Genomic DNA, 18,319 nt, shown 5'->3' with positions numbered 1-18,319 from the left:
CTTATCTCCAAAAGGTTTTTTGAATTACAATGGGGTATGGGCAATCATTAATGGGGTGACGATATAAGCCGGCAGCCCCCCATTTGGAGGTAACTGTTATATTGGAACCGCTTACAGATGTTACAAGTCCAGAATGAGTCCCAATCCAGTATACTTTGTCGCCGACTATGGGGTTTGTAACTTGTGTATAACGAGATTCAGACATATATGCAGATGGATCATTCATCCACCACGGGTTGGAGCTCGAAGCTAAATACCATGCATATGAATGGCAGTTGTAGTTATAAGTAGCGGAAGACAATCTTGTAGCCGCAGGATATCTTGTATCATAGTCGTTATTTATCACTTTTTTTTGCTCTGCATCAAAATCTTGTAGTTTTAAGACTAGAACTGTAACAGGAGGCGCTGGAGTGTAAACATAGCCGTAACCTAAGACATCCCCTGGTGCTGCCGCTGTCACCGATGTTTCTCCCACTACAAGGGGAGATATCTGAAATTTATCAGCTACTTGTTGTGAAAGTGTCACTATGATATGTTTTTCATCCTCACTTAGCTTATCCGATACTTTCGGATAGAGCAACAGAGACTCCATAAACATTTTTTGTATAATTTCTTTATCACTAATATGGCTTTTTGTTTCAACGGCCAGCATTTTTTCTGTAGAATTCTTGTAATGAGTCAAAAGGTTTTTTGCTAAGTCCGATCTTTGCAAAAGAACGGCTGCGCCATTAAACTCCAAGGAAAGCCCCTTAAAACCTTGTTCTATAGTGTCATAGGCATAAATGTCAATCATAAAGGGGTACTCAAGTACCATTTTCAGCAATGCGGCTGTATCCATTTTTTCTGCAGTGCTTAATGGGATATTAAGCATTTCTTTCAATTGTACAGATGAGTAATTTCCCCATTCTTTTGAATTCGGCGTAATCGGAAATTCAAAAGGATCTTGCGAGGAAGAGATGTCTTTTCTATCAATATTTATATCTTCGACTAAACTTTGAGCAGTGTTTTCTGCAAATACTGCGGTAGTTCCGACACTTAATAACATCGCAATAACAAGAATACATGCCACTATGTTTTTTTTCATACTTTTTACCTCCTAAAACCTAAAATAGAGTTGTTCTACAAGGCATCATTCTGATAGACTGTTCCTGTGGAAACCAGCCGATAATAATACCCGCTCACGACATATCTTTTTTGAGTCAGATAACCGCTATTGCGGTTGGAAGTACTCGTCCAGCTTTTGATCGTTTGCCAACTTTCATTATTGTGCTGTTGGTGCTGGCATCAATGCGACTTTATCGATGTTGCTGCGGGCATAAAGACTGGCATTAAATTGAACTAAGCCACTACCGGAAATGTCAAAAGAATTGGTGAATTCGGTGATGTTAACTCACATTGGGCCTTACGTCCGATTCAGTTGCCTGATTTGTGCCCTGAGCAAACATCTGCATAGGGGTCAGACAAAGAATGAAAAAGAGACAGAGTAAGCGCTACGGTTTTCTTTCTTATGACATTCACCTCCTTTTCCTTGCCCTTCTTTGACTTTAAGCCACATACTTATGCTTTCCTTATGTATATTTTGCACCGTTTTATAATACGGGTCTATCCCCCGCATGGAGGATATTTTCGAGTGTTTTCTATTTAAATATACATTTTATGCACGAATTGAATCAACTCAACTTGGCTTGAAACTCCCAGCTTGCGGTGAATATGCTTGAGATGAGTCCTTACTGTAGTTATTTCAATAGTTAAAGAATCCGCGATCTTTTTACTGCTATACCCTTTTACCCTTAATCGTAATACATCCTTTTCTCTATAGGTTAAGCTTTGGATATCCCGGTTCTGATCAGCTGGAAAATTCATGTCCTCCTCCCTCCTGACTTAAATTAAAGCAGCGCTGCTTTATAAAATACCTATCCCTCCATCGATCTTTCTTTGCAAATAAAGACAACCAAGAACGCTTTTTGCAACAAATACTTGATATAGACCAATGAATTTCTTACATTGGGATGCCGGGATGAGCTTGCCTGCGTAGCTTACTTTTTTCTATACCACATTGAAATTTAAAAGCTAACTATTAATATGTTTTGGTAGCACAGATTAGGGGTATGCCCCAAGCTATATTCCCCAAGGATTTAAAGTGGACAAAACAGAAAAACGAGACCATCTGGAAGCCATTCATTATGCCAACGATCAGGGTCAAACTATCCGCTTCACCCGATACTCGAACAGCAATACTGATGTGAGAATAGATACTGAAGGTGCTGCGGTGCAGAATATTATGATTCACGATAAGGAGGCAATTTTAGCCGAAAAGCAGGGGCTGGTCAGCATTGTCTGGGAAGATGATACTCTGTTTTCCCTGATCGGAGAAACAGAACGGGCAGAGTTGATCAAGATGGCCGAGAGTATCAAGTAAAATAATAAAAGATCCTCCACGGAGTGAATAATAAAACGAGCTGACTATAACTTGGTGATTAATGATGGAATAATCGAAAAGTTTACAAAAATACCTCATAAATTGTTCCCAAGGAAAGGGAATTCCGGCCGGAATGGAGAATAGTAAAGGACGAACTGATATAGTTTATGGATAAGAAAGAGAGGAGTGGGATTTCATTGGCTCAATTGCTGGACGGAAAAGAGATTTCCAAAGTCTTAAAAGAAGAGATCAAGGAAGAAGTAAAGAGGTGGAAGGAACAGGGGGTTAATCCTAAGCTGGCGGTGGTTCTCGTGGGAGACGACCCGGCTTCGGTGGTCTATGCGAAATCCAAGCAAAAAGTGAGTGACAGCTTAGGCATTGACTTTGAACTCACCGTATTGCCCGCCGACAGTTCAGAAGAGTCCATTCTGGCCCTGATTGATTCCCTCAATGCCAATCCGGATGTTCATGGGATTATGATCGAGCTGCCCTTGCCGAAACATATTTCCAAAGAGCGTGTCATGGCAGCCGTGCGCCCTGATAAGGATGTGGACGGAGTTCATCCCATTAATCGTGGCTATATTCTCAGTGGGGAAGAAGGTCTGTTCCCGGCAACTCCGGAAAGCTGTATCGAAATTATGCTCCGTTCGGGAGTTGAAATCGCCGGCAAGCATGTGGTCATCGTGGGACGGGGAGAGACAGTCGGCAAGCCTTTGGTTTTCCTGATCCTAAAACATAATGCCACCGTGACCATCTGCCATTCCCGTACTCCGGATCTGGGAGCTTTTACCCGTCAGGCGGATATTATCGTGGCCGCTGTAGGTAAAGCAAAACTTGTTAAGAAAGATATGGTGAAACCAGGTGCCATCGTCGTCGATGCCGGTATCAATGAGATCCCGGGCGGAATCTGCGGGGACGTTGATTTTGAGGAAGTTAAAGAAGTCGCTTCCCTTATTTCACCGGTGCCGGGGGGCGTAGGCTCATTAACCACCGCCTTGATCATGAAAAATGTTCTGAAGGGAATCACTCTGCAGCGCAAGGAGGGTCAATAATGGCTGAGAACACAATCTGGCAATGGACAACTGCGGAATTCCTGGCCCAGTCCGCCAGTGCCGCACCCACTCCCGGCGGCGGCAGCGTGTCCGCTTATGTGGGCGCTTTAGGCGCTTCCATGGTGTGCATGGTGGCCAATCTGACTGTGGGTAAGGAAAAATATAAGGATGTAGAGCCTCAAGTCCAAGTCATCCTGGCCAAAGGTGAGAAGCTCCTCCATGATCTGAAAAATGGCCTGACCCAGGATATTGAGGAATTCTCTAATTTCATGGCTGTCTTGAAGCTTCCTAAGGATACAGAGGAGCAAAAACAAGCGCGCTCGGCCAAAATGCAGGAAGTTCTGGTTTCAGCTACGGATACCCCTTTGGCCATTGCTCAAAACTGCTATGCAGTTCTGGAGCTGGCCCAGGAGCTGGCCCCCATCGGCAATAAAGGAGCCATCAGCGATGTGGGTGTGGCCGCCTATCTGGCTGAAAGCGCCCTCAAAGCAGCTATGTTCAGTGTGGACATTAATCTGCCCCAGGTCAAAGACAGTGATTATCAGGAGAAGGTTAAAGCGGAACGGGAACGCCTCTTTGCTCAAGCCGAAAAGCTTAAGAATGAGACCGTAGCCGTGGTGCAAAGCAGACTGTAGTTTTTGATGCCTGCCTTTAAGCTTTTTCACAGAAGTTATGGGCTTAAAGAAGGGGCTTTATAAACGGAGCTGCAGAGAGAGTATAGTTGTTTAAGCATGGGAGTGTCACAAAACTGTTTTATTTAAAGCAGCCGGTGACGCTCCCATTTTAAGTATGGTTGAGTTTTTCTTTGGGCCATAATAATAATAGTCTTTGGCCTTCGGAAATAAAAAATATGTAACATGATGCATTTTTATAAGAGCGCAGCTTATTGACACATATTAACTCAAGGAGTATAGTTCTAATGGAGCTTAAAATGACGGGATGGTGATTAAACTGGACGCTGGAGGCCCTAGTCGAAGGAAATTGAATATTTTATCCAAAAATAGGGGTGTGTCCGGTTTTAAAGCAGGATTTGTGATTCAACCGGCCACCTGAAGGGGGAGACCGGATGATCAAAATTTGTAAAAATGATGCAGGCAATTATCAGGAACTATCCTTGGACAATCTGGTTAAGGGAGCCTGGATTCAACTTGTGAATCCCACTGCATGGGAGCTCAATGCCGTAGCGGAGGCTACGGAAGTGCCCATGGATTTTCTTAAAGCGGCCCTGGACGAAGAAGAACGATCGCGTATTGAGCTGGAAGACCATTGTATGCTGGTGATTACCAATATTCCCTTGATGATTAATGAGACGAATTACGATACGCTGCCTTTGGGGATGATTATCTCAGAAGACCACATTATCACGGTCTGCCTGGAAGATAATCCGGTATTTTCGGAGTTTAATGCCGGTACCTACCGGAATTTCAACACGGCAAAGCGGACCCGCTTTTTATTCCAGATTCTTTATAAATCGGCTTCTTATTATCTTAAGTATCTGCGCCAGATTAACAAGTACACGGATCGAATCGAGATGGACCTGCGCACCTCCATGAAAAACCAGGAAATTTTTCAATTGATGGATCTGCAAAAAGGCTTGACCTATTTCACGGTCTCGCTGCGCTCCAATGGAGTGGTCATGGACCGTCTGATGCGTTTGCGGTCCAATAGTCAAAGCCAGCACTTGATTAAGATGTATGAAGAAGACGAGGATTTGCTGGAAGATGTCATCATTGAAAACAATCAGGCGATCCAAATGGTTGAGATGTACAGTCATATTATTGTTGGTTTCTCCGATGCTTTTGCGTCGATCATCTCCAACAATCAGAATATGGTCATCAAGCTGTTGACTTCCATAACCATTACCATGGCGGTACCGACCATGTTGGCCAGTTTTTGGGGAATGAATGTTCCTGTTCCTTTTGGCGATAACCCTTACGGTTTTGGCTTGGTTACCGTGATTGCCTTTAGTATTGCCGGCATCAGTGCCTTGACCTTGTGGAAAAAGAAAATGTTCTGATAGGGGGGGAGACCTCCCTTTTTGCTTTTCCTCCATCTTGAAAAGTCGCGGGCATCTTTGTATTATGAGTAAGAGGTGAAAAATGTGCCTAAGATTTGGACCGTTGCCGAATTAACACGAGAAATCGGTCAGACCCTCAATGATAACCCGGATTTTGTAAATTGCTGGGTCAGCGGGGAGATTTCCAATTACAAAAACCACCGTCCCTCGGGACATTGGTATTTTACCTTAAAGGATGAGCAGTCCAGCATGAAGGGGGTCATGTTCCGCAGCCGTGCGGAACGGGTTCGTTTCACCCCCCAGGATGGGATGAAAGTGCTGGTGCGGGGAAGTATCCGCATCTATGAACGGGATGGCACGATTCAGCTTTATGCTGAGGAGATGCAGCCCAGCGGCGTAGGTGCTCTTTATTTGGCCTTCGAACAGCTTAAGGAACGCTTGGGCCAGGAAGGTTTATTTGCACCGGAGCGCAAAAAAGCCATCCCCCGTTATCCTCGTCGCATTGGCATTGTTACCAGTCCCACAGGGGCTGCCATTAAAGATATCCTGAAGGTCATGTTTCGCCGTAATCCGCAAATTTCCTGGATTCTGGCACCGGCCGCCGTTCAAGGAGAACTTGCTCCCAAGGAGGTGGCTCAGGCCATTGCCCGGTTGAACCGGCACTCCCAAGTGGATGTGATCATCGTCGGCCGCGGCGGCGGCTCTCTGGAAGAGCTGTGGGCCTTCAATACCGAGGAAGTGGCCCGGGCCATCGCCGCCTCCGGAATTCCGGTGATTTCTGCAGTAGGCCATGAAACCGATGTGACTATTGCGGATATGGTGGCGGATCTGCGGGCCCCCACACCTTCTGCGGCGGCTGAACTGGCTGTCCCTGTCTGGCGGGAACTGAAATCCGACCTTGAGCAGCTGGAGGCCCGGCTGCACAGCACCATGAGCTCACAGCTGCAGCGGAAAAGGCAGCGGTTGGACAGCCTAAAAACCATAGGACCTCTTTCCAATCCCTTTTGGCGTATCGATCAGAACCGCCAGCGCCTGGATTCCCTCAGTGAACGTGTGGAGCAGGGCATGACTAGATTTGTTTCTGATAAAAATGGTATACTAAAGCTATTGACTGCAAAGCTGGATTTATTAAGTCCTTTAGCAATTTTGGGGAGGGGCTACTCCCTCACCTATGGTCCCAAAGGGAATGTTCTGCGCAAAAGCGATGATATCAATGTTGGTCAGCAGGTGCAAGTGCGGCTGCAGCAGGGGGTCCTGACCTGTGCCGTATTGGCCAAGAGTGTTGACTCAGATTAATACAGCAAATTCTTAAAGGGGAAATATGATGGAAGCAGTGAATAAAGAGTTATCCTTCGAAGAAGGGATCGAGCATTTAGAGCGTATTGTCCGTGAGCTTGAGCAAAAAGAGGTCCCTCTTGAGCAGGCACTGAATCTCTTTCGCCAGGGAATTGAGCTTGTTCAGAAATGCAATAACCAGCTTGATTATGCTGAAAAGCAAATGCAGATTCTCCTGGAGAATCCCAATGGGGAGTTGGAAGTACGCCCGGCCGATTTTCCTGTGGAAGGATGATTTGATGTTTCAAAAGGAATTAGAAGATTATGCTCGCTTAGTGGATTCGTATTTGGCACAATTTCCTTGGCCAACCGGCACCCTTGCTGAAAGCATGAACTATTCTCTTTCCGCAGGGGGTAAACGCATCCGCCCTGTTCTGGCTCTGGCCGCGGCCCATGCTGTGGGAGGGGACTGTGAAGACATCCTTCCGGCGGTCTGTGCTTTGGAGCTGATACATACCTATTCATTGATCCATGATGATCTTCCCGCCATGGACAATGATGATTATCGACGGGGACGTTTGGCCAATCATAAAGTTTTTGGCGAAGGGCAGGCCATTCTTGCCGGTGACGCCCTTTTAACCTATGCTTTTGAACTGCTTGCTCAGCCCATGAGTGGGGTAGATTCTCAACGTCAGTTGCGGGCTGTCAGGGAAGTTGCCCAAGCAGCGGGGCCGGAGGGAATGGTCGGCGGTCAGATGCTGGATTTGGAAGCTGAAGAAAAGCAGTTAAACCTTGCTGAGCTGGAGCAGGTCCATCGTCTGAAAACCGGAGCGATATTGGTGGTTGCCGCCCGTTTAGGAGCAATTCTCGCCGGAGGAACGGAAGAGAAGATCGAAGCGTTGACCAGCTATGCTCAAGCCATCGGTCTGGCTTTCCAGATTAAGGACGATATTCTTGATCTGGAAAGCGATAGCGAGACCTTAGGCAAGCCTGTACATAGCGATCTCCGCCAGCATAAATCCACTTATCCCTCTTTAATGGGTTTGGCAGGCGCTAAGCTGGAATTGAAGATAAAGACCGATGAAGCTCATGCCGCCTTGGCGGTTTTAGGAGAGCGGGCGGGTTTCCTGCATGAATTGGCTGATTATATAGCTCAACGGAAGTATTGAGGTGAAGCATGAGCGTACTATCGGAAATTCTGGATAACCACATACTGATCTCTGCTATGATAGCCTGGTTTATTGCTCAGACGTTGAAACTGATCATCAATTTTTCCATACATAGAACCTTTGATGTGGCTTTCCTCTTCAGCTCAGGAGGGTTTCCCAGTTCCCATTCCGCCACCGTGAGTGCTCTGGCCATTGGCGTTGGGAAATACTATGGATGGAGTTCACCGACTTTCGCCATTGCTGCGATTTTCGGCATGATTGTCATGTATGATGCGGCCGGAGTACGGCGGGCGGGCGGCAAACAAGCGGAAGTGATCAATCAATTGGTAGAGGGACTTTATCAGCAAATGACTCATCTGTCCCAGGAGCGCCTTAAGGAGTTAATCGGCCATACACCCTTTGAAGTCTTTGCCGGAGCGATTGTCGGTATTATTGTTGGGGTGCTGATGTAAGGTCATGATGTGGAGGGTCACTGTTGGGATATAAGCGAAAGAGCTGGAAGCATATTGCCTTTGTCTTCCTGCTCAGTTTTACATTAGCGGTCATCACCAGCCTGGGAACGACAATTTTAATGAGGAAAACCAATCTTGGCTTAGCCCTGATTCTTTTGCTGGTCATTGTTATTATTAATATTGGTTTTGATGTGATTGGAACTGCTGCTACCGCTGCTACCGAGCAGCCACATCACGCCAAAGCGGCCAATAAGGTTCCCGGTGCCCGGCAAACTGTCTTTTTGGTCCGCCATGCGGATACGGTGGCGAATTTTACCAATGATATCGTTGGCGATGTGACAGGCGCCATCAGCGGCGGGATGTCCGCTTCCATAGTCTTAGAGATCATCAGGACCTATCCGGCCTTAGAGGTTCATGAGATTTGGATTGATACCCTGCTGATTGCCCTGGTGGCCTCCGTTACCGTAACGGGAAAGGCTGCGGGCAAGACCTTTGCTATTCAAAAAGCTGATGAGATTATTGGGCAGGTGGGGAGTCTCACGGCCCGAATTGAAGATTTAACAGGTTGGACAATGACAGATAAAAAACGGAAGGGGGGAAAGCGACATGGGAATTCTCGCAAAAATTGAGCAGCCCCGGGATTTAAAAGGACTGACTTATCCTGAACTGGAACAGCTTGCTCAAGAAATCCGCGCTGAAATGATCGATGTGGTCTCCGCCAATGGAGGGCATCTGGCTCCTAATCTTGGCGTCGTAGAATTAACTCTTGCCTTGCACCGGGTCTTTGACAGCCCGAAAGATAAAATCATCTGGGATGTAGGCCATCAAAGCTATGTTCATAAACTGGTCACAGGCCGGCAAAAGGAATTTAAAAGCTTAAGGCTTTATAAAGGTCTGTCCGGCTTCCCGAAACGCTGTGAAAGCCCTCATGATTGCTTTGAAACAGGTCACTCCAGCACGTCTATTTCCGCGGCGGTAGGCTTTGCCAAAGCAAGAGATCTTCGTAAAGAGAAGAATCAAGTGGTTGCCGTCATCGGTGATGGAGCCATGACCGGGGGAATGGCTTTTGAAGCATTGAATCATGCCGGTCATACCAAAACCAATATGATTGTGGTCCTTAATGATAATGAAATGGCGATTGCCCAGAATGTGGGAGCCATGTCTTCTTACCTTAACCGGCTGCGTACGGACCCCCGCTATGATCGCAGCAAAGACGAAATTGAAAATCTGCTGAAAAGGATTCCGGGAATCGGTTCCAAGATGGCCAAGGCAGCGGAGAAAGCCAAAGACAGCTTAAAGTATCTGCTGGTGCCGGGACTCTTATTTGAAGAAATGGGTTTTACCTATCTTGGCCCGGTTAACGGTCATGATCAAATCGCTTTGGAACAGGTTTTTGAACAGGCCAAGATGGTCAAGGAGCCTGTACTTGTTCATGTTTTGACTCAAAAAGGGAGAGGCTATGAGCCTTCGGAGAAAAACCCCGCTCTCTTTCATGGGGTGGGACCTTTCAATAAGGTGACCGGGGAAGTGATCAAAAAACCGGCTCCCCCCACCTATACCCAAGTCTTTGGTGAGGCTCTGTGTGAACTTGCGGAAAAGGATCCGCGGATTACAGCGATTACAGCGGCCATGCCCAGCGGCACCGGTCTTAATCTCTTCGCTCAGAAATTTCCTGATCGTTTCTTTGATGTAGGAATTGCGGAGCAGCATGCGGTGACCTTTTCCGCGGCCTTGGCTTTTGGTGGCATGAAGCCTGTGGTGTCCATTTATTCTACCTTTTATCAACGTGCTTACGACCAGGTTCTCCATGATGTCTGTCTGCCCCATGCCAATGTGGTCATGGCCATTGACCGGGCCGGAGTGGTCGGGGATGACGGACCAACCCACCATGGAGTTTTTGATATTTCTTTTTTAAGAGTGATACCGAATTTGGTGTTTATGGCGCCGAAGGATGAGAATGAGCTGCGCCATATGCTGTATACTTCTTTGCAGCTGGACGGACCGGTGGCCTTGCGTTATCCCCGTTCTGTGGGCCAAGGGGTGGAGCTGACTGAGGAGCTGAGGGAGCTTCCCGTGGGTAAAGCCGAGATCCTTCAAGAAGGTAAGGATATTACTCTGATCGGGGTGGGCCCGATGGTGTATACCTGCCTGGCTGCGGCGGTTGAGCTTCGCCACCGGGGAGTGGAAGCCACCGTCATTAATTTGCGTTATATTAATCCTTTGGATAGAGAGTCAATTCTGCGCTATGCCCGGATGACCAAGCGTATCATCACTGTGGAGGACCATATGCTGGCCGGCGGTATGGGCAGTGCCGTCATGGAAGTTTTGGGCGATGAGGGGTTAACCGATGTGGTCGTGGAGCGTTTAGGCTATGACGAGTATGTGGATCAGGGAGCCATCTCTCTGTTGCATCAAGGGTATGGATTGTCTGTTGTTGGCATACTAAAGGCAGCGGAGCGTTTAAAGGTTTTACAGCGGATTGAGGGTAGAAGCAGTGTCTAAAGGGAAAGAGCGACTGGATAGTTTGCTGGTCAAAAGAGGATTATCCCCCAGCCGGGAAAAAGCCAAGGCCACCATTATGGCCGGGCTGGTCTATAGCCAGGGGCGGCGGCTGGATAAGCCGGGCCTGGAACTGGCGGAGGATACCCTTCTGGAAGTCAAGGGAGATCTCATACCCTATGTTTCCCGGGGCGGTCTCAAGCTGGAGAAGGCCCTCAAAGTATTTCCCGTATCTTTCGCTGAAGCTGTTGTCGCCGATATTGGCGCCTCTACCGGAGGGTTTACGGATTGTGCTTTGCAAAACGGTGCCCAGCGGGTCTATGCCATTGACGTAGGCTATGGACAGTTGGATTGGAAACTGCGTACGGATTCCCGGGTTGTCTGCATGGAACGGGTCAATGCCCGCTACCTTGAGGGGGATTCTTTGCCGGAACAGGTGGATTTTGTGGTATCTGATGTGGCCTTTATCTCCGTCACGAAGATTTTTCCGGCCATGCTGAAGATACTCAAAGAGGATGGCCAAATTATTACTTTAATCAAACCTCAGTTTGAAGCAGGACGGGAGCATATCGGGAAAAAGGGAGTTGTCAAGGACCCTCAGGTTCATCAGGAGGTCCTGGTTCATGTCCTTGAAGAGGCGGAGAAAAACGGGCTTAAGGTTAAAGGTTTGGACTTCTCACCGATCCGCGGTCCGGAGGGAAATATTGAATATCTGGCTTGGTTAAACCGAGAACAGGAGAATAACTTGCCCTGGCGGGAATTGATTCCTGAGATTGTACAAGATGCTCAAGGAGGAAGGTCGTGAGAAGCTGTGGATCGAGTCGGCTTGTGGATTAATCACAGTAAACCTGAAGCTATAACCTTAGCCGGGCAGATCACTCACTGGTTTGCAGAACGTGGGTGGGATGTTTATACCGATTGGGAAAAGATCACTGCTCAAGGAGTGGGTTTCCTCATCTCTTTAGGGGGGGACGGGACGTTGCTGGAAGCCTCCCGGGAGGCGGCTCCCTATGCTATTCCTGTTCTGGGTGTCAATCTTGGCCGCCTGGGATTTCTTTGTGAAATTGAACGAAACGAGATCTTTGACGCTTTAGAGAAGATCACGAATCATGACTATAGTATTCAGGAACGGCTTATGCTCACGGCGACTGTGAATGATGCAGACCAGACCTTCGACGTATTAAACGATGTGGTCTTTTTGAGAGAACCTGCTTCAGCTATGGTTACCTTGCAGGCTAATCTGACGGGAGAACCTTCAGTAAGCTATCCGGCCGACGGCTTGATTGTATCCACCCCTACAGGCTCTACTGCCTATGCTTTATCTGCAGGGGGACCGATTATGAGTCCTAATGTAGAGGCTATCTTGCTGACTCCTCTGGCGGCTCATTCCTTATCGGCTCGTCCGATGGTCATTTCTGATCAAGAAAATATTGAAATCAGCTTGGTCCGCGGCGAGGAGTGTATCGTCAGTTTTGACGGTTATCATCGGACGGCTATTAAATATGGGGAAAAGGTCGTTATCAAACGGGCTCCCATTAATGCCTTACTAATCCGTCTGGGGAAAAGGAGTTTCCCCCGTGTGGTGCGGGAGAAATTAAAGGATCGTTGGCATGAATAATCGACTTCAAGATATACAAGGGTTTCTGAAGACTATACTTAGGGGAAGCATCCAGCCGGGAGATATTGCTTTGGATCTCACAGCCGGCCGGGGGCGGGATACTTTGTTTCTTGCTCAGTTGGTGGGAGCAGAAGGAAGGGTTCATGCCTTTGATGTTCAGGAGGTCGCCCTTCAGGAAACCCAACGGCTGCTCAAGGAACAGCAAATGGCAGAGCGTGTTCATCTGTATCATTGGGATCATGGTCGGTTGCTGGAAAAAGTTCAAGACCCTGTCCAGGCTGCTATGTTTAATTTGGGATATTTGCCGGGACATAGTCAGGAGATTACCACCCAGGCCGCCTCAACCCTTGCGGCCCTGGAAGCCGTACTCCAATTGCTCCGCCAAGGCGGTGTCATCGCTCTTACGGTGTATCGCGGTCATCCCGGCGGATTGGAAGAAGCTGCTGCAGTGGAAGAATTCTTAAGCTGTTTGCCGCGCCGAAAGTATAGTGTCTTGCGGGGAGAGTATATCAACCAACTCCCTAATGCACCATACTGGATTTTGGTTCAGAAGAATAAGGGGGATACCGAATGAAGACCCGTCGCCAGATGAAAATCCAAGAAATTATTAATAATCAAGTGATTCATACCCAGGAAGAGCTGGCTGAGCTATTAAGGAAGGCAGGCTTTGATGTCACCCAGGCCACTGTATCCCGTGACATCAAAGAAATGGGATTAATCAAAGTTCCCACTTCAGAAGATGATTACCGTTATGCTGTTCCGGGGACGGCTCAGCCTCTCAGCACACCGGACCGGCTGAAAAGGCGGCTGAGAGAAACTGTGGTTACGGTGAATGACAGCGAGAATTTAGTGGTGCTGCGGACCATTCCCGGGAATGCCCAGGCTCTGGCCAGTTTAATCGATCACAGCAATTGGGAAGAAGTGATTGGAACAGTGGCCGGTGATGATACCATTCTCTTAGTGGTTAAGCCAGCCGGTGCCGTACCCAGCGTCCGGGAACGCATCGCTAAGCTTATGCAATAGGGTCATTGGTCAAAGGGGAGATGGATTGATATGTTAACAGAAATCCATGTAGAAAATTTCGCCTTGATGGAAGCCGTGCAATTATCCTTTTCCCGGGGATTAACTATTTTTTCCGGAGAAACGGGTACAGGTAAATCCATGCTTATTGATGCTCTTGGGGTATTGCTCGGAGGCAGAGCCAGCACGGATTTTATTCGTCATGGTCTGGAAAAAGCTTTGGTGGAGGGAATTTTTGAAGAATGTCCCCCGGAGGTTCTCGAAGGTCTGGCTGAAGCCGGTTATCCCGTTGAGGACGGCCAGCTGATTCTTTCCCGTGAAATCAATCGCAGCGGCAGAAATATCTGCCGTGTTCAAGGAAGAACCGTCCCCTTAACTCTCTATCGCACCTTAGTTCAAGGTTTAGTGGATATCCACGGTCAAATGGAACATCAATCCCTGTTTAATCCGGACAGTCATCGCGGCTTGCTGGATGCCTTTGGGGGAGAGCAGCAACTGGAGCTTCTTAAGCAGGTGAATCAATCAGCCAAAAATTATCGCGGTCTTCTCCAGCGGGAACAGCAGCTTCTGCGCAGTGAAGCGGATAGAGAGCGGCGTGAAGATATTTTGCGCTATCAAATCGATGAGATCACCGCGGTTGATCCTCAAGGGGATGAAGAGGACTCCTTATTACAGGAAAAGAAGCGTTTGGTCAATTCGGAAAAGATCATGGGAAATATTACTGAAGTGTATTCCCTTTTATATGAAGGCAATGGGCAATCCTCCGCATTTGATCAAATCGGACGGAGCAGAAAAGCCTTGCAGGAAATCTTCCGCTATGATGAGGGGTGCAGCACGATGCTTGAGCCCATCGAATCCATTTATTATATGATTGAAGATTTAGCCTCTCAGGTCATGTCTTACCGGGAAGGCTTTGACTTTGACCCCGGCCGTTTAGACCAAATCGAAGAGCGTTTAATCCAGTTGCAGCGCTTGCGAAAATACGGGCACACGGTCCAGGAGGTTCTCCAAACCAAAGAAGAGATGTTGAAAGAACTTCATACCATAACCCATCTTCAGGGCGAGCTGGAGGATTTGCGCCGGGATAAGGAAGCAGCCCGCCGGGATTATACGGAAAAAGCCAAGGAACTATCCCGGGTCCGGGCAGTTCAGGCCCAGCGGCTGGCGGAGGGTTTAAAAAAAGAATGTGCCGATTTGGGGCTGGAAAAAAGCAGTTTCCAGGTTCATTTCACTGCCCTGAAAGAACCTCAGGTAGGGGGAGCCGAACAGGCTGAATTCTATTTCAGCGCCAATGTGGGTGAACCCCTTAAACCTCTGGCCAAGGTAGCATCCGGTGGGGAGATGTCCCGCTTAATGCTGGCTATGAAAAGCTTGCTCTCAAAAATTGAAAGTGTGGGTACCTTTGTCTTTGACGAAGTGGACAGCGGTGTCGGTGGACGCACTATTCAGAAGGTGGGAGAAAAATTAGCCAGGATCGCTGAGGGCAAACAGGTTTTTTGTATAACCCATGCCCCTCAAGTGGCCGCTTTTGGGGATCATCATTTTGGCATCCAAAAAGAAATAATTAATGAAAGAACACGAACCCGCATTCAATATTTGACAGAAGATGAGAGAATCCATGAATTAGCCCGCATGCTGGGCGGCGATGAAGAAGCGATTGCCTTGGAGCATGCACGCAAACTCAGGAAAAAAATTCAATAATCTCTTATAGAAATGAATTATTATGGAGATTTTATAGAATAGAAGGTGAATTTGGCCTTCTATTTTTTTATTTGGTAATTCAGAACGGAATTGACAGGATGAAAAGAAATCGCAATGGTTAATTTATTATTAGATTCCGAAAAAAATAATAGCATAGGGAGAAAGGAAGAACATGGGGAGACAAAAAGACGGAGGGTGATAAGAGAGTGAAAACGAAGAGAGCCATGGTCTTCGCCAGTGTTCTTCTCTGTACCTTTCTCAGTCTTAATCCAACACTCCATCAGGTAGCTCAGTTTCCGGTACTCCAAGAATCCAGTCAGAGCGCTCTTCCCCAACTGACGGGAATCTTGTCCAGCCTGATAGTTACAGAAGAAGTAAAAGCTGCCGAAACGGACGCGATCATGGCTGCCAATACGGGAAAGTCTGAAATTGTCCAGGTCACTTACAAACTGTTCGGACTGATTCCCTTTAAATCCAGTGCCATCCAAGTCATGCCGCAGCTGAAGCTTTTACCGGGTGGACAATCAATTGGAGTAAGCCTGCAGGCTAAAGGTGTCATGGTAGTTGGTCAAGCCGCAGTGCAGAACCAGGAGGGGAAATTAGTGTACCCGGCTAAAGAAGCGGGAATCGAAGTAGGGGATATCATCCTGAAAATTGACGGTCGCGAAATGAACAGTGATCAGGATGTAGCCAATGCCATCCATCGTGCCGGCGAAAAGCAAGGGTTCTCAGAAATTCTTTTAAATCACAACGGTCAGACTATGCAAAAGAGGGTGTCAACAGTCTATTGCCCGGAGACCAACCGCCATCGTGTGGGTCTCTATGTAAGAAATGAAGCAGCAGGTGTCGGTACCCTAACCTTCTACGACCCCACAAATCACAAATACGGAGCTTTAGGTCATGTTATCAATGATGTGGATACCAATCAAAAGATCGAGATTCTTAACGGCAATGTGGTAGCTTCGACAATCTATGCTATTGAGAAAGGAAAACGAGGACATCCCGGAGAAAAGATTGGCTCATTCGTTAACCAGTCGAAATTCTCAGGTAATATCGAGAAGAATACCGTGTCCGGTATTTTTGGTTCTTTAGAGGGGGAGATCAAGAATCCTTACTTCCAGGAACCGATTACCGTAGGCTGGGAATCAGAAATTAAAGAAGGGCCTGCCAAAATCTATACTGTATTAGAGGGAGAACGAATTGAAGAGTACGATGTACAGATAGAACGGATTATGCACAATCGTACGGACAGCAAGAATATGGTCATTAAAGTAACCGATCCGGAGCTTGTGGAGAAGACGGGCGGGATTATTCAGGGCATGTCAGGCAGCCCTATCGTCCAAGACGGCAAAATAATTGGAGCGGTTACTCATGTTTTTGTCAATGATGCTTCCCGTGGCTATGGTGTATTCATTCAGAATATGCTTAAGGACGCTGATATAATCGATAAAAAAGAAGTAGCATAACTAAATTAACAATGAGTTTTGGCACTTCCATTGAGACGGCGGTCTCAATGGAAGTCTTTCTTTAAAATAATTTGTGTCGAATAATAGAATATTTGACTGAATTATGGCAAAATCAGGTAAGGGCTATTGAATAGTTGATTTCAAGTGGTATACTGTAATAAGCTGCTTAATTTTTTCACAAAAAGGGAGAATTAAGAGTAATCGTGCTGCAATTGTAATTTTATCTGCCTATAGCAGGAAATAAACGTGCAATTGTCGAAAGATTAACCATGTTCGTGCAAGGGGGAGCCATTTTTTATGCAAAAACCCATCAGAGTTTTATTAGCCGATGATAATCGGGAGTTTGTTGAGGTTTTAAAGGAGTATATTGTACGCCAGCCGGATATGCAACTGGTAGGAATTGCCTACCATGGTAACGAAGCCTTAGACCTGATTTACCGTGAGCAGCCTGACTTGGTGATCCTGGATATAATCATGCCCCATTTGGATGGTCTGGGAGTCTTGGAAAAACTCCAGGATGATATTAAGAAACCTCGCGTGATTATACTTACTGCTTTTGGGCAGGAAAATATGACGCAAAGAGCTGTTCAACTGGGAGCAGATTATTTTATTCTCAAACCCTTTGACCTGGAAACATTAGGCAAAAGAATCCGCCAACTGCAGGGACTTATTCCTTTAGTAAAATATGAGAGTCCGGGAAATGGTGCAGCAACCGCCTCCCCCATTGCAGCGACCTCCTCTTCTTCGGCCCTTGGTGCGAATACACGCAATCTCGAAGTTGAAGTAACCCGTATGATCCATCAGATGGGTGTTCCCGCTCATGTTAAAGGATATCAATATTTAAGAGACGCAATCGTCTGTGTGGTTCAGGAGGTATCACTCCTGGGAGCTGTGACGAAAGAACTGTATCCCATGATTGCGGAAAAGTACAATACCACTCCCAGCCGGGTGGAGCGGGCCATCCGCCATGCTATTGAGCTGGCTTGGGACCGTGGCAATATCGAATTTATGAATCGCTTTTTCGGCTATACCATCAATGTGGACAGGGGTAAACCCACCAATTCTGAATTCATCGCCATGGTGGCGGATAAATTAAGAATGGCGAAAATGCTGTAAATAAATCACCCTTTTTATCAATAAGACTATTGATTGGGAGGGTGTTTTTATGGTTAAAAATAGTGGGTAAAAGTTTGCAACTCATATCAGGTATCTGACGGATAGTTTTAGTAAAATAGGGTGGGAGTGAGGGCAATGTCTGTGCAGACAATCGAAGCAATGGCCAAATGGGTGGAGGATAATATCGCCAAGAATCCAACCTTGACAGAAATGTCGGCATATGTGGGCTATTCCCCCTATTATTGTTCGGCGAAGTTTCACGAACATATCGGCATGACCTATAAGCAATTTCTGGCCCGGTGCAGGCTTAAGGCCGCCGCTGGTGATTTGGCCAATACCAATGATAAAATAACGGAAATTGCCTTTCGGTATGGTTATTCCTCATCCGAATCATTGACAAGAGCCTTTGTAGCCGCATTCAAATGTTCTCCGAGCCAATTCCGCAAATCTTCGCCGGATATACCGGTTTCAGAGGGATAAATGGTTGTTTAATTCTAGTTTCTTAAGGTGGGGGG

The 18,319-nt window shown here is 47.0% G+C and carries 19 protein-coding genes and 1 pseudogene; 18 read left to right on the top strand and 2 right to left on the bottom strand.

Features of this window, described 5'->3' with window-relative positions; genetic code table 11:
* Nucleotide 1: 1 nt before the first annotated feature.
* Nucleotides 2-1,084 carry a hypothetical protein gene (locus DHAF_RS17460; RefSeq protein ID WP_015944623.1) on the bottom strand — a complete coding sequence of 361 codons (1,083 nt, stop codon included), beginning with the start codon at nucleotides 1,082-1,084 and terminating at the stop codon, nucleotides 2-4.
* Nucleotides 1,085-1,641: 557 nt separating this feature from the next.
* Nucleotides 1,642-1,863: a response regulator transcription factor gene (locus DHAF_RS17455; protein ID WP_005810932.1), complete on the bottom strand. Its 222-nt coding sequence runs from the start codon at nucleotides 1,861-1,863 to the stop codon at nucleotides 1,642-1,644.
* A gap of 256 nt (nucleotides 1,864-2,119) precedes the next feature.
* Between DHAF_RS17455 and DHAF_RS17450 the strand changes: the two are divergent.
* From DHAF_RS17450 to DHAF_RS17365, 18 genes and pseudogenes are all read left to right on the top strand, one after another.
* A pseudogene (locus DHAF_RS17450) lies at nucleotides 2,120-2,419 on the top strand (DUF4367 domain-containing protein); the annotation flags it as partial.
* A 197-nt stretch (nucleotides 2,420-2,616) separates the two neighbouring features.
* Nucleotides 2,617-3,471, top strand: coding sequence for a bifunctional 5,10-methylenetetrahydrofolate dehydrogenase/5,10-methenyltetrahydrofolate cyclohydrolase (locus DHAF_RS17445; RefSeq protein WP_011460266.1), 855 nt, complete (start codon nucleotides 2,617-2,619; stop codon nucleotides 3,469-3,471).
* Nucleotides 3,471-4,106: a cyclodeaminase/cyclohydrolase family protein gene (locus DHAF_RS17440; protein ID WP_005810935.1), complete on the top strand. Its 636-nt coding sequence runs from the start codon at nucleotides 3,471-3,473 to the stop codon at nucleotides 4,104-4,106. The genes DHAF_RS17445 and DHAF_RS17440 overlap by 1 nt, the downstream gene beginning before the upstream one ends.
* A 431-nt stretch (nucleotides 4,107-4,537) precedes the next feature.
* Nucleotides 4,538-5,488: a magnesium transporter CorA family protein gene (locus DHAF_RS17435; protein ID WP_005810938.1), complete on the top strand. Its 951-nt coding sequence runs from the start codon at nucleotides 4,538-4,540 to the stop codon at nucleotides 5,486-5,488.
* Between the two features lie 84 nt (nucleotides 5,489-5,572).
* Entirely contained in the window at nucleotides 5,573-6,784 is a 1,212-nt protein-coding gene (gene xseA / locus DHAF_RS17430) for an exodeoxyribonuclease VII large subunit (protein ID WP_015944622.1), read from the top strand.
* Between the two features lie 28 nt (nucleotides 6,785-6,812).
* Entirely contained in the window at nucleotides 6,813-7,058 is a 246-nt protein-coding gene (gene xseB, locus DHAF_RS17425; protein ID WP_018211232.1) for an exodeoxyribonuclease VII small subunit, read from the top strand.
* Between the two features lie 4 nt (nucleotides 7,059-7,062).
* Entirely contained in the window at nucleotides 7,063-7,932 is an 870-nt protein-coding gene (locus DHAF_RS17420; RefSeq protein ID WP_041271985.1) for a polyprenyl synthetase family protein, read from the top strand.
* Between the two features lie 8 nt (nucleotides 7,933-7,940).
* Nucleotides 7,941-8,384, top strand: coding sequence for a divergent PAP2 family protein (locus DHAF_RS17415; RefSeq protein WP_015944620.1), 444 nt, complete (start codon nucleotides 7,941-7,943; stop codon nucleotides 8,382-8,384).
* Between the two features lie 23 nt (nucleotides 8,385-8,407).
* Nucleotides 8,408-9,013: a hypothetical protein gene (locus DHAF_RS17410; protein ID WP_005810947.1), complete on the top strand. Its 606-nt coding sequence runs from the start codon at nucleotides 8,408-8,410 to the stop codon at nucleotides 9,011-9,013.
* Complete coding sequence (gene dxs / locus DHAF_RS17405) at nucleotides 8,991-10,886, top strand: 1-deoxy-D-xylulose-5-phosphate synthase (RefSeq protein ID WP_005810949.1); 1,896 nt, start codon at nucleotides 8,991-8,993, stop codon at nucleotides 10,884-10,886. Before DHAF_RS17410 ends, dxs begins: the two co-directional genes overlap by 23 nt.
* The gene (locus DHAF_RS17400) at nucleotides 10,879-11,688 is read left to right on the top strand and encodes a TlyA family RNA methyltransferase (protein WP_005810950.1); all 810 of its coding nucleotides are present in this window, start codon (nucleotides 10,879-10,881) and stop codon (nucleotides 11,686-11,688) included. The genes dxs and DHAF_RS17400 overlap by 8 nt, the downstream gene beginning before the upstream one ends.
* Nucleotides 11,689-11,694: 6 nt before the next feature.
* Nucleotides 11,695-12,501 carry an NAD(+)/NADH kinase gene (locus DHAF_RS17395; RefSeq protein ID WP_005810952.1) on the top strand — a complete coding sequence of 269 codons (807 nt, stop codon included), beginning with the start codon at nucleotides 11,695-11,697 and terminating at the stop codon, nucleotides 12,499-12,501.
* Nucleotides 12,494-13,075, top strand: coding sequence for a tRNA 5-(aminomethyl)-2-thiouridylate-methyltransferase MnmM (mnmM, locus tag DHAF_RS17390; RefSeq protein ID WP_005810955.1), 582 nt, complete (start codon nucleotides 12,494-12,496; stop codon nucleotides 13,073-13,075). Before DHAF_RS17395 ends, mnmM begins: the two co-directional genes overlap by 8 nt.
* On the top strand, nucleotides 13,072-13,524 hold the full coding sequence (gene argR, locus DHAF_RS17385; RefSeq protein WP_005810957.1) for an arginine repressor: 453 nt from the start codon (nucleotides 13,072-13,074) through the stop codon (nucleotides 13,522-13,524). Before mnmM ends, argR begins: the two co-directional genes overlap by 4 nt.
* A gap of 30 nt (nucleotides 13,525-13,554) precedes the next feature.
* Nucleotides 13,555-15,222 carry a DNA repair protein RecN gene (gene recN, locus DHAF_RS17380; RefSeq protein ID WP_005810958.1) on the top strand — a complete coding sequence of 556 codons (1,668 nt, stop codon included), beginning with the start codon at nucleotides 13,555-13,557 and terminating at the stop codon, nucleotides 15,220-15,222.
* 206 nt (nucleotides 15,223-15,428) lie between these two features.
* Complete coding sequence (spoIVB, locus tag DHAF_RS17375) at nucleotides 15,429-16,688, top strand: SpoIVB peptidase (RefSeq protein WP_015944619.1); 1,260 nt, start codon at nucleotides 15,429-15,431, stop codon at nucleotides 16,686-16,688.
* A 297-nt stretch (nucleotides 16,689-16,985) separates the two neighbouring features.
* Complete coding sequence (gene spo0A / locus DHAF_RS17370; protein WP_005810961.1) at nucleotides 16,986-17,804, top strand: sporulation transcription factor Spo0A; 819 nt, start codon at nucleotides 16,986-16,988, stop codon at nucleotides 17,802-17,804.
* 135 nt (nucleotides 17,805-17,939) lie between these two features.
* Nucleotides 17,940-18,284 carry a helix-turn-helix domain-containing protein gene (locus tag DHAF_RS17365; protein WP_015944618.1) on the top strand — a complete coding sequence of 115 codons (345 nt, stop codon included), beginning with the start codon at nucleotides 17,940-17,942 and terminating at the stop codon, nucleotides 18,282-18,284.
* Nucleotides 18,285-18,319: the final 35 nt, after the last annotated feature.

The sequence above is a fragment of the Desulfitobacterium hafniense DCB-2 genome (genome assembly GCF_000021925.1).
In the GTDB taxonomy this organism is placed as follows: domain Bacteria; phylum Bacillota; class Desulfitobacteriia; order Desulfitobacteriales; family Desulfitobacteriaceae; genus Desulfitobacterium; species Desulfitobacterium hafniense.
This window is presented reverse-complemented; position numbering and strand designations above follow the sequence as displayed.

Excerpts from the sequence above, each read along its gene's own strand:
- DHAF_RS17455 (WP_005810932.1), bottom strand. The coding sequence starts at position 1,863 with ATGAATTTTCCAGCTGATCAGAACCGGGATATCCAAAGCTTAACCTAT.
- argR (WP_005810957.1), top strand. The coding sequence starts at position 13,072 with ATGAAGACCCGTCGCCAGATGAAAATCCAAGAAATTATTAATAATCAA.
- recN (WP_005810958.1), top strand. The coding sequence starts at position 13,555 with ATGTTAACAGAAATCCATGTAGAAAATTTCGCCTTGATGGAAGCCGTG.
- DHAF_RS17435 (WP_005810938.1), top strand. The coding sequence starts at position 4,538 with ATGATCAAAATTTGTAAAAATGATGCAGGCAATTATCAGGAACTATCC.
- DHAF_RS17440 (WP_005810935.1), top strand. The coding sequence starts at position 3,471 with ATGGCTGAGAACACAATCTGGCAATGGACAACTGCGGAATTCCTGGCC.
- mnmM (WP_005810955.1), top strand. The coding sequence starts at position 12,494 with ATGAATAATCGACTTCAAGATATACAAGGGTTTCTGAAGACTATACTT.
- xseB (WP_018211232.1), top strand. The coding sequence starts at position 6,813 with ATGGAAGCAGTGAATAAAGAGTTATCCTTCGAAGAAGGGATCGAGCAT.
- DHAF_RS17460 (WP_015944623.1), bottom strand. The coding sequence starts at position 1,084 with ATGAAAAAAAACATAGTGGCATGTATTCTTGTTATTGCGATGTTATTA.
- dxs (WP_005810949.1), top strand. The coding sequence starts at position 8,991 with ATGGGAATTCTCGCAAAAATTGAGCAGCCCCGGGATTTAAAAGGACTG.
- DHAF_RS17365 (WP_015944618.1), top strand. The coding sequence starts at position 17,940 with ATGTCTGTGCAGACAATCGAAGCAATGGCCAAATGGGTGGAGGATAAT.
- DHAF_RS17415 (WP_015944620.1), top strand. The coding sequence starts at position 7,941 with ATGAGCGTACTATCGGAAATTCTGGATAACCACATACTGATCTCTGCT.
- spo0A (WP_005810961.1), top strand. The coding sequence starts at position 16,986 with ATGCAAAAACCCATCAGAGTTTTATTAGCCGATGATAATCGGGAGTTT.
- DHAF_RS17420 (WP_041271985.1), top strand. The coding sequence starts at position 7,063 with ATGTTTCAAAAGGAATTAGAAGATTATGCTCGCTTAGTGGATTCGTAT.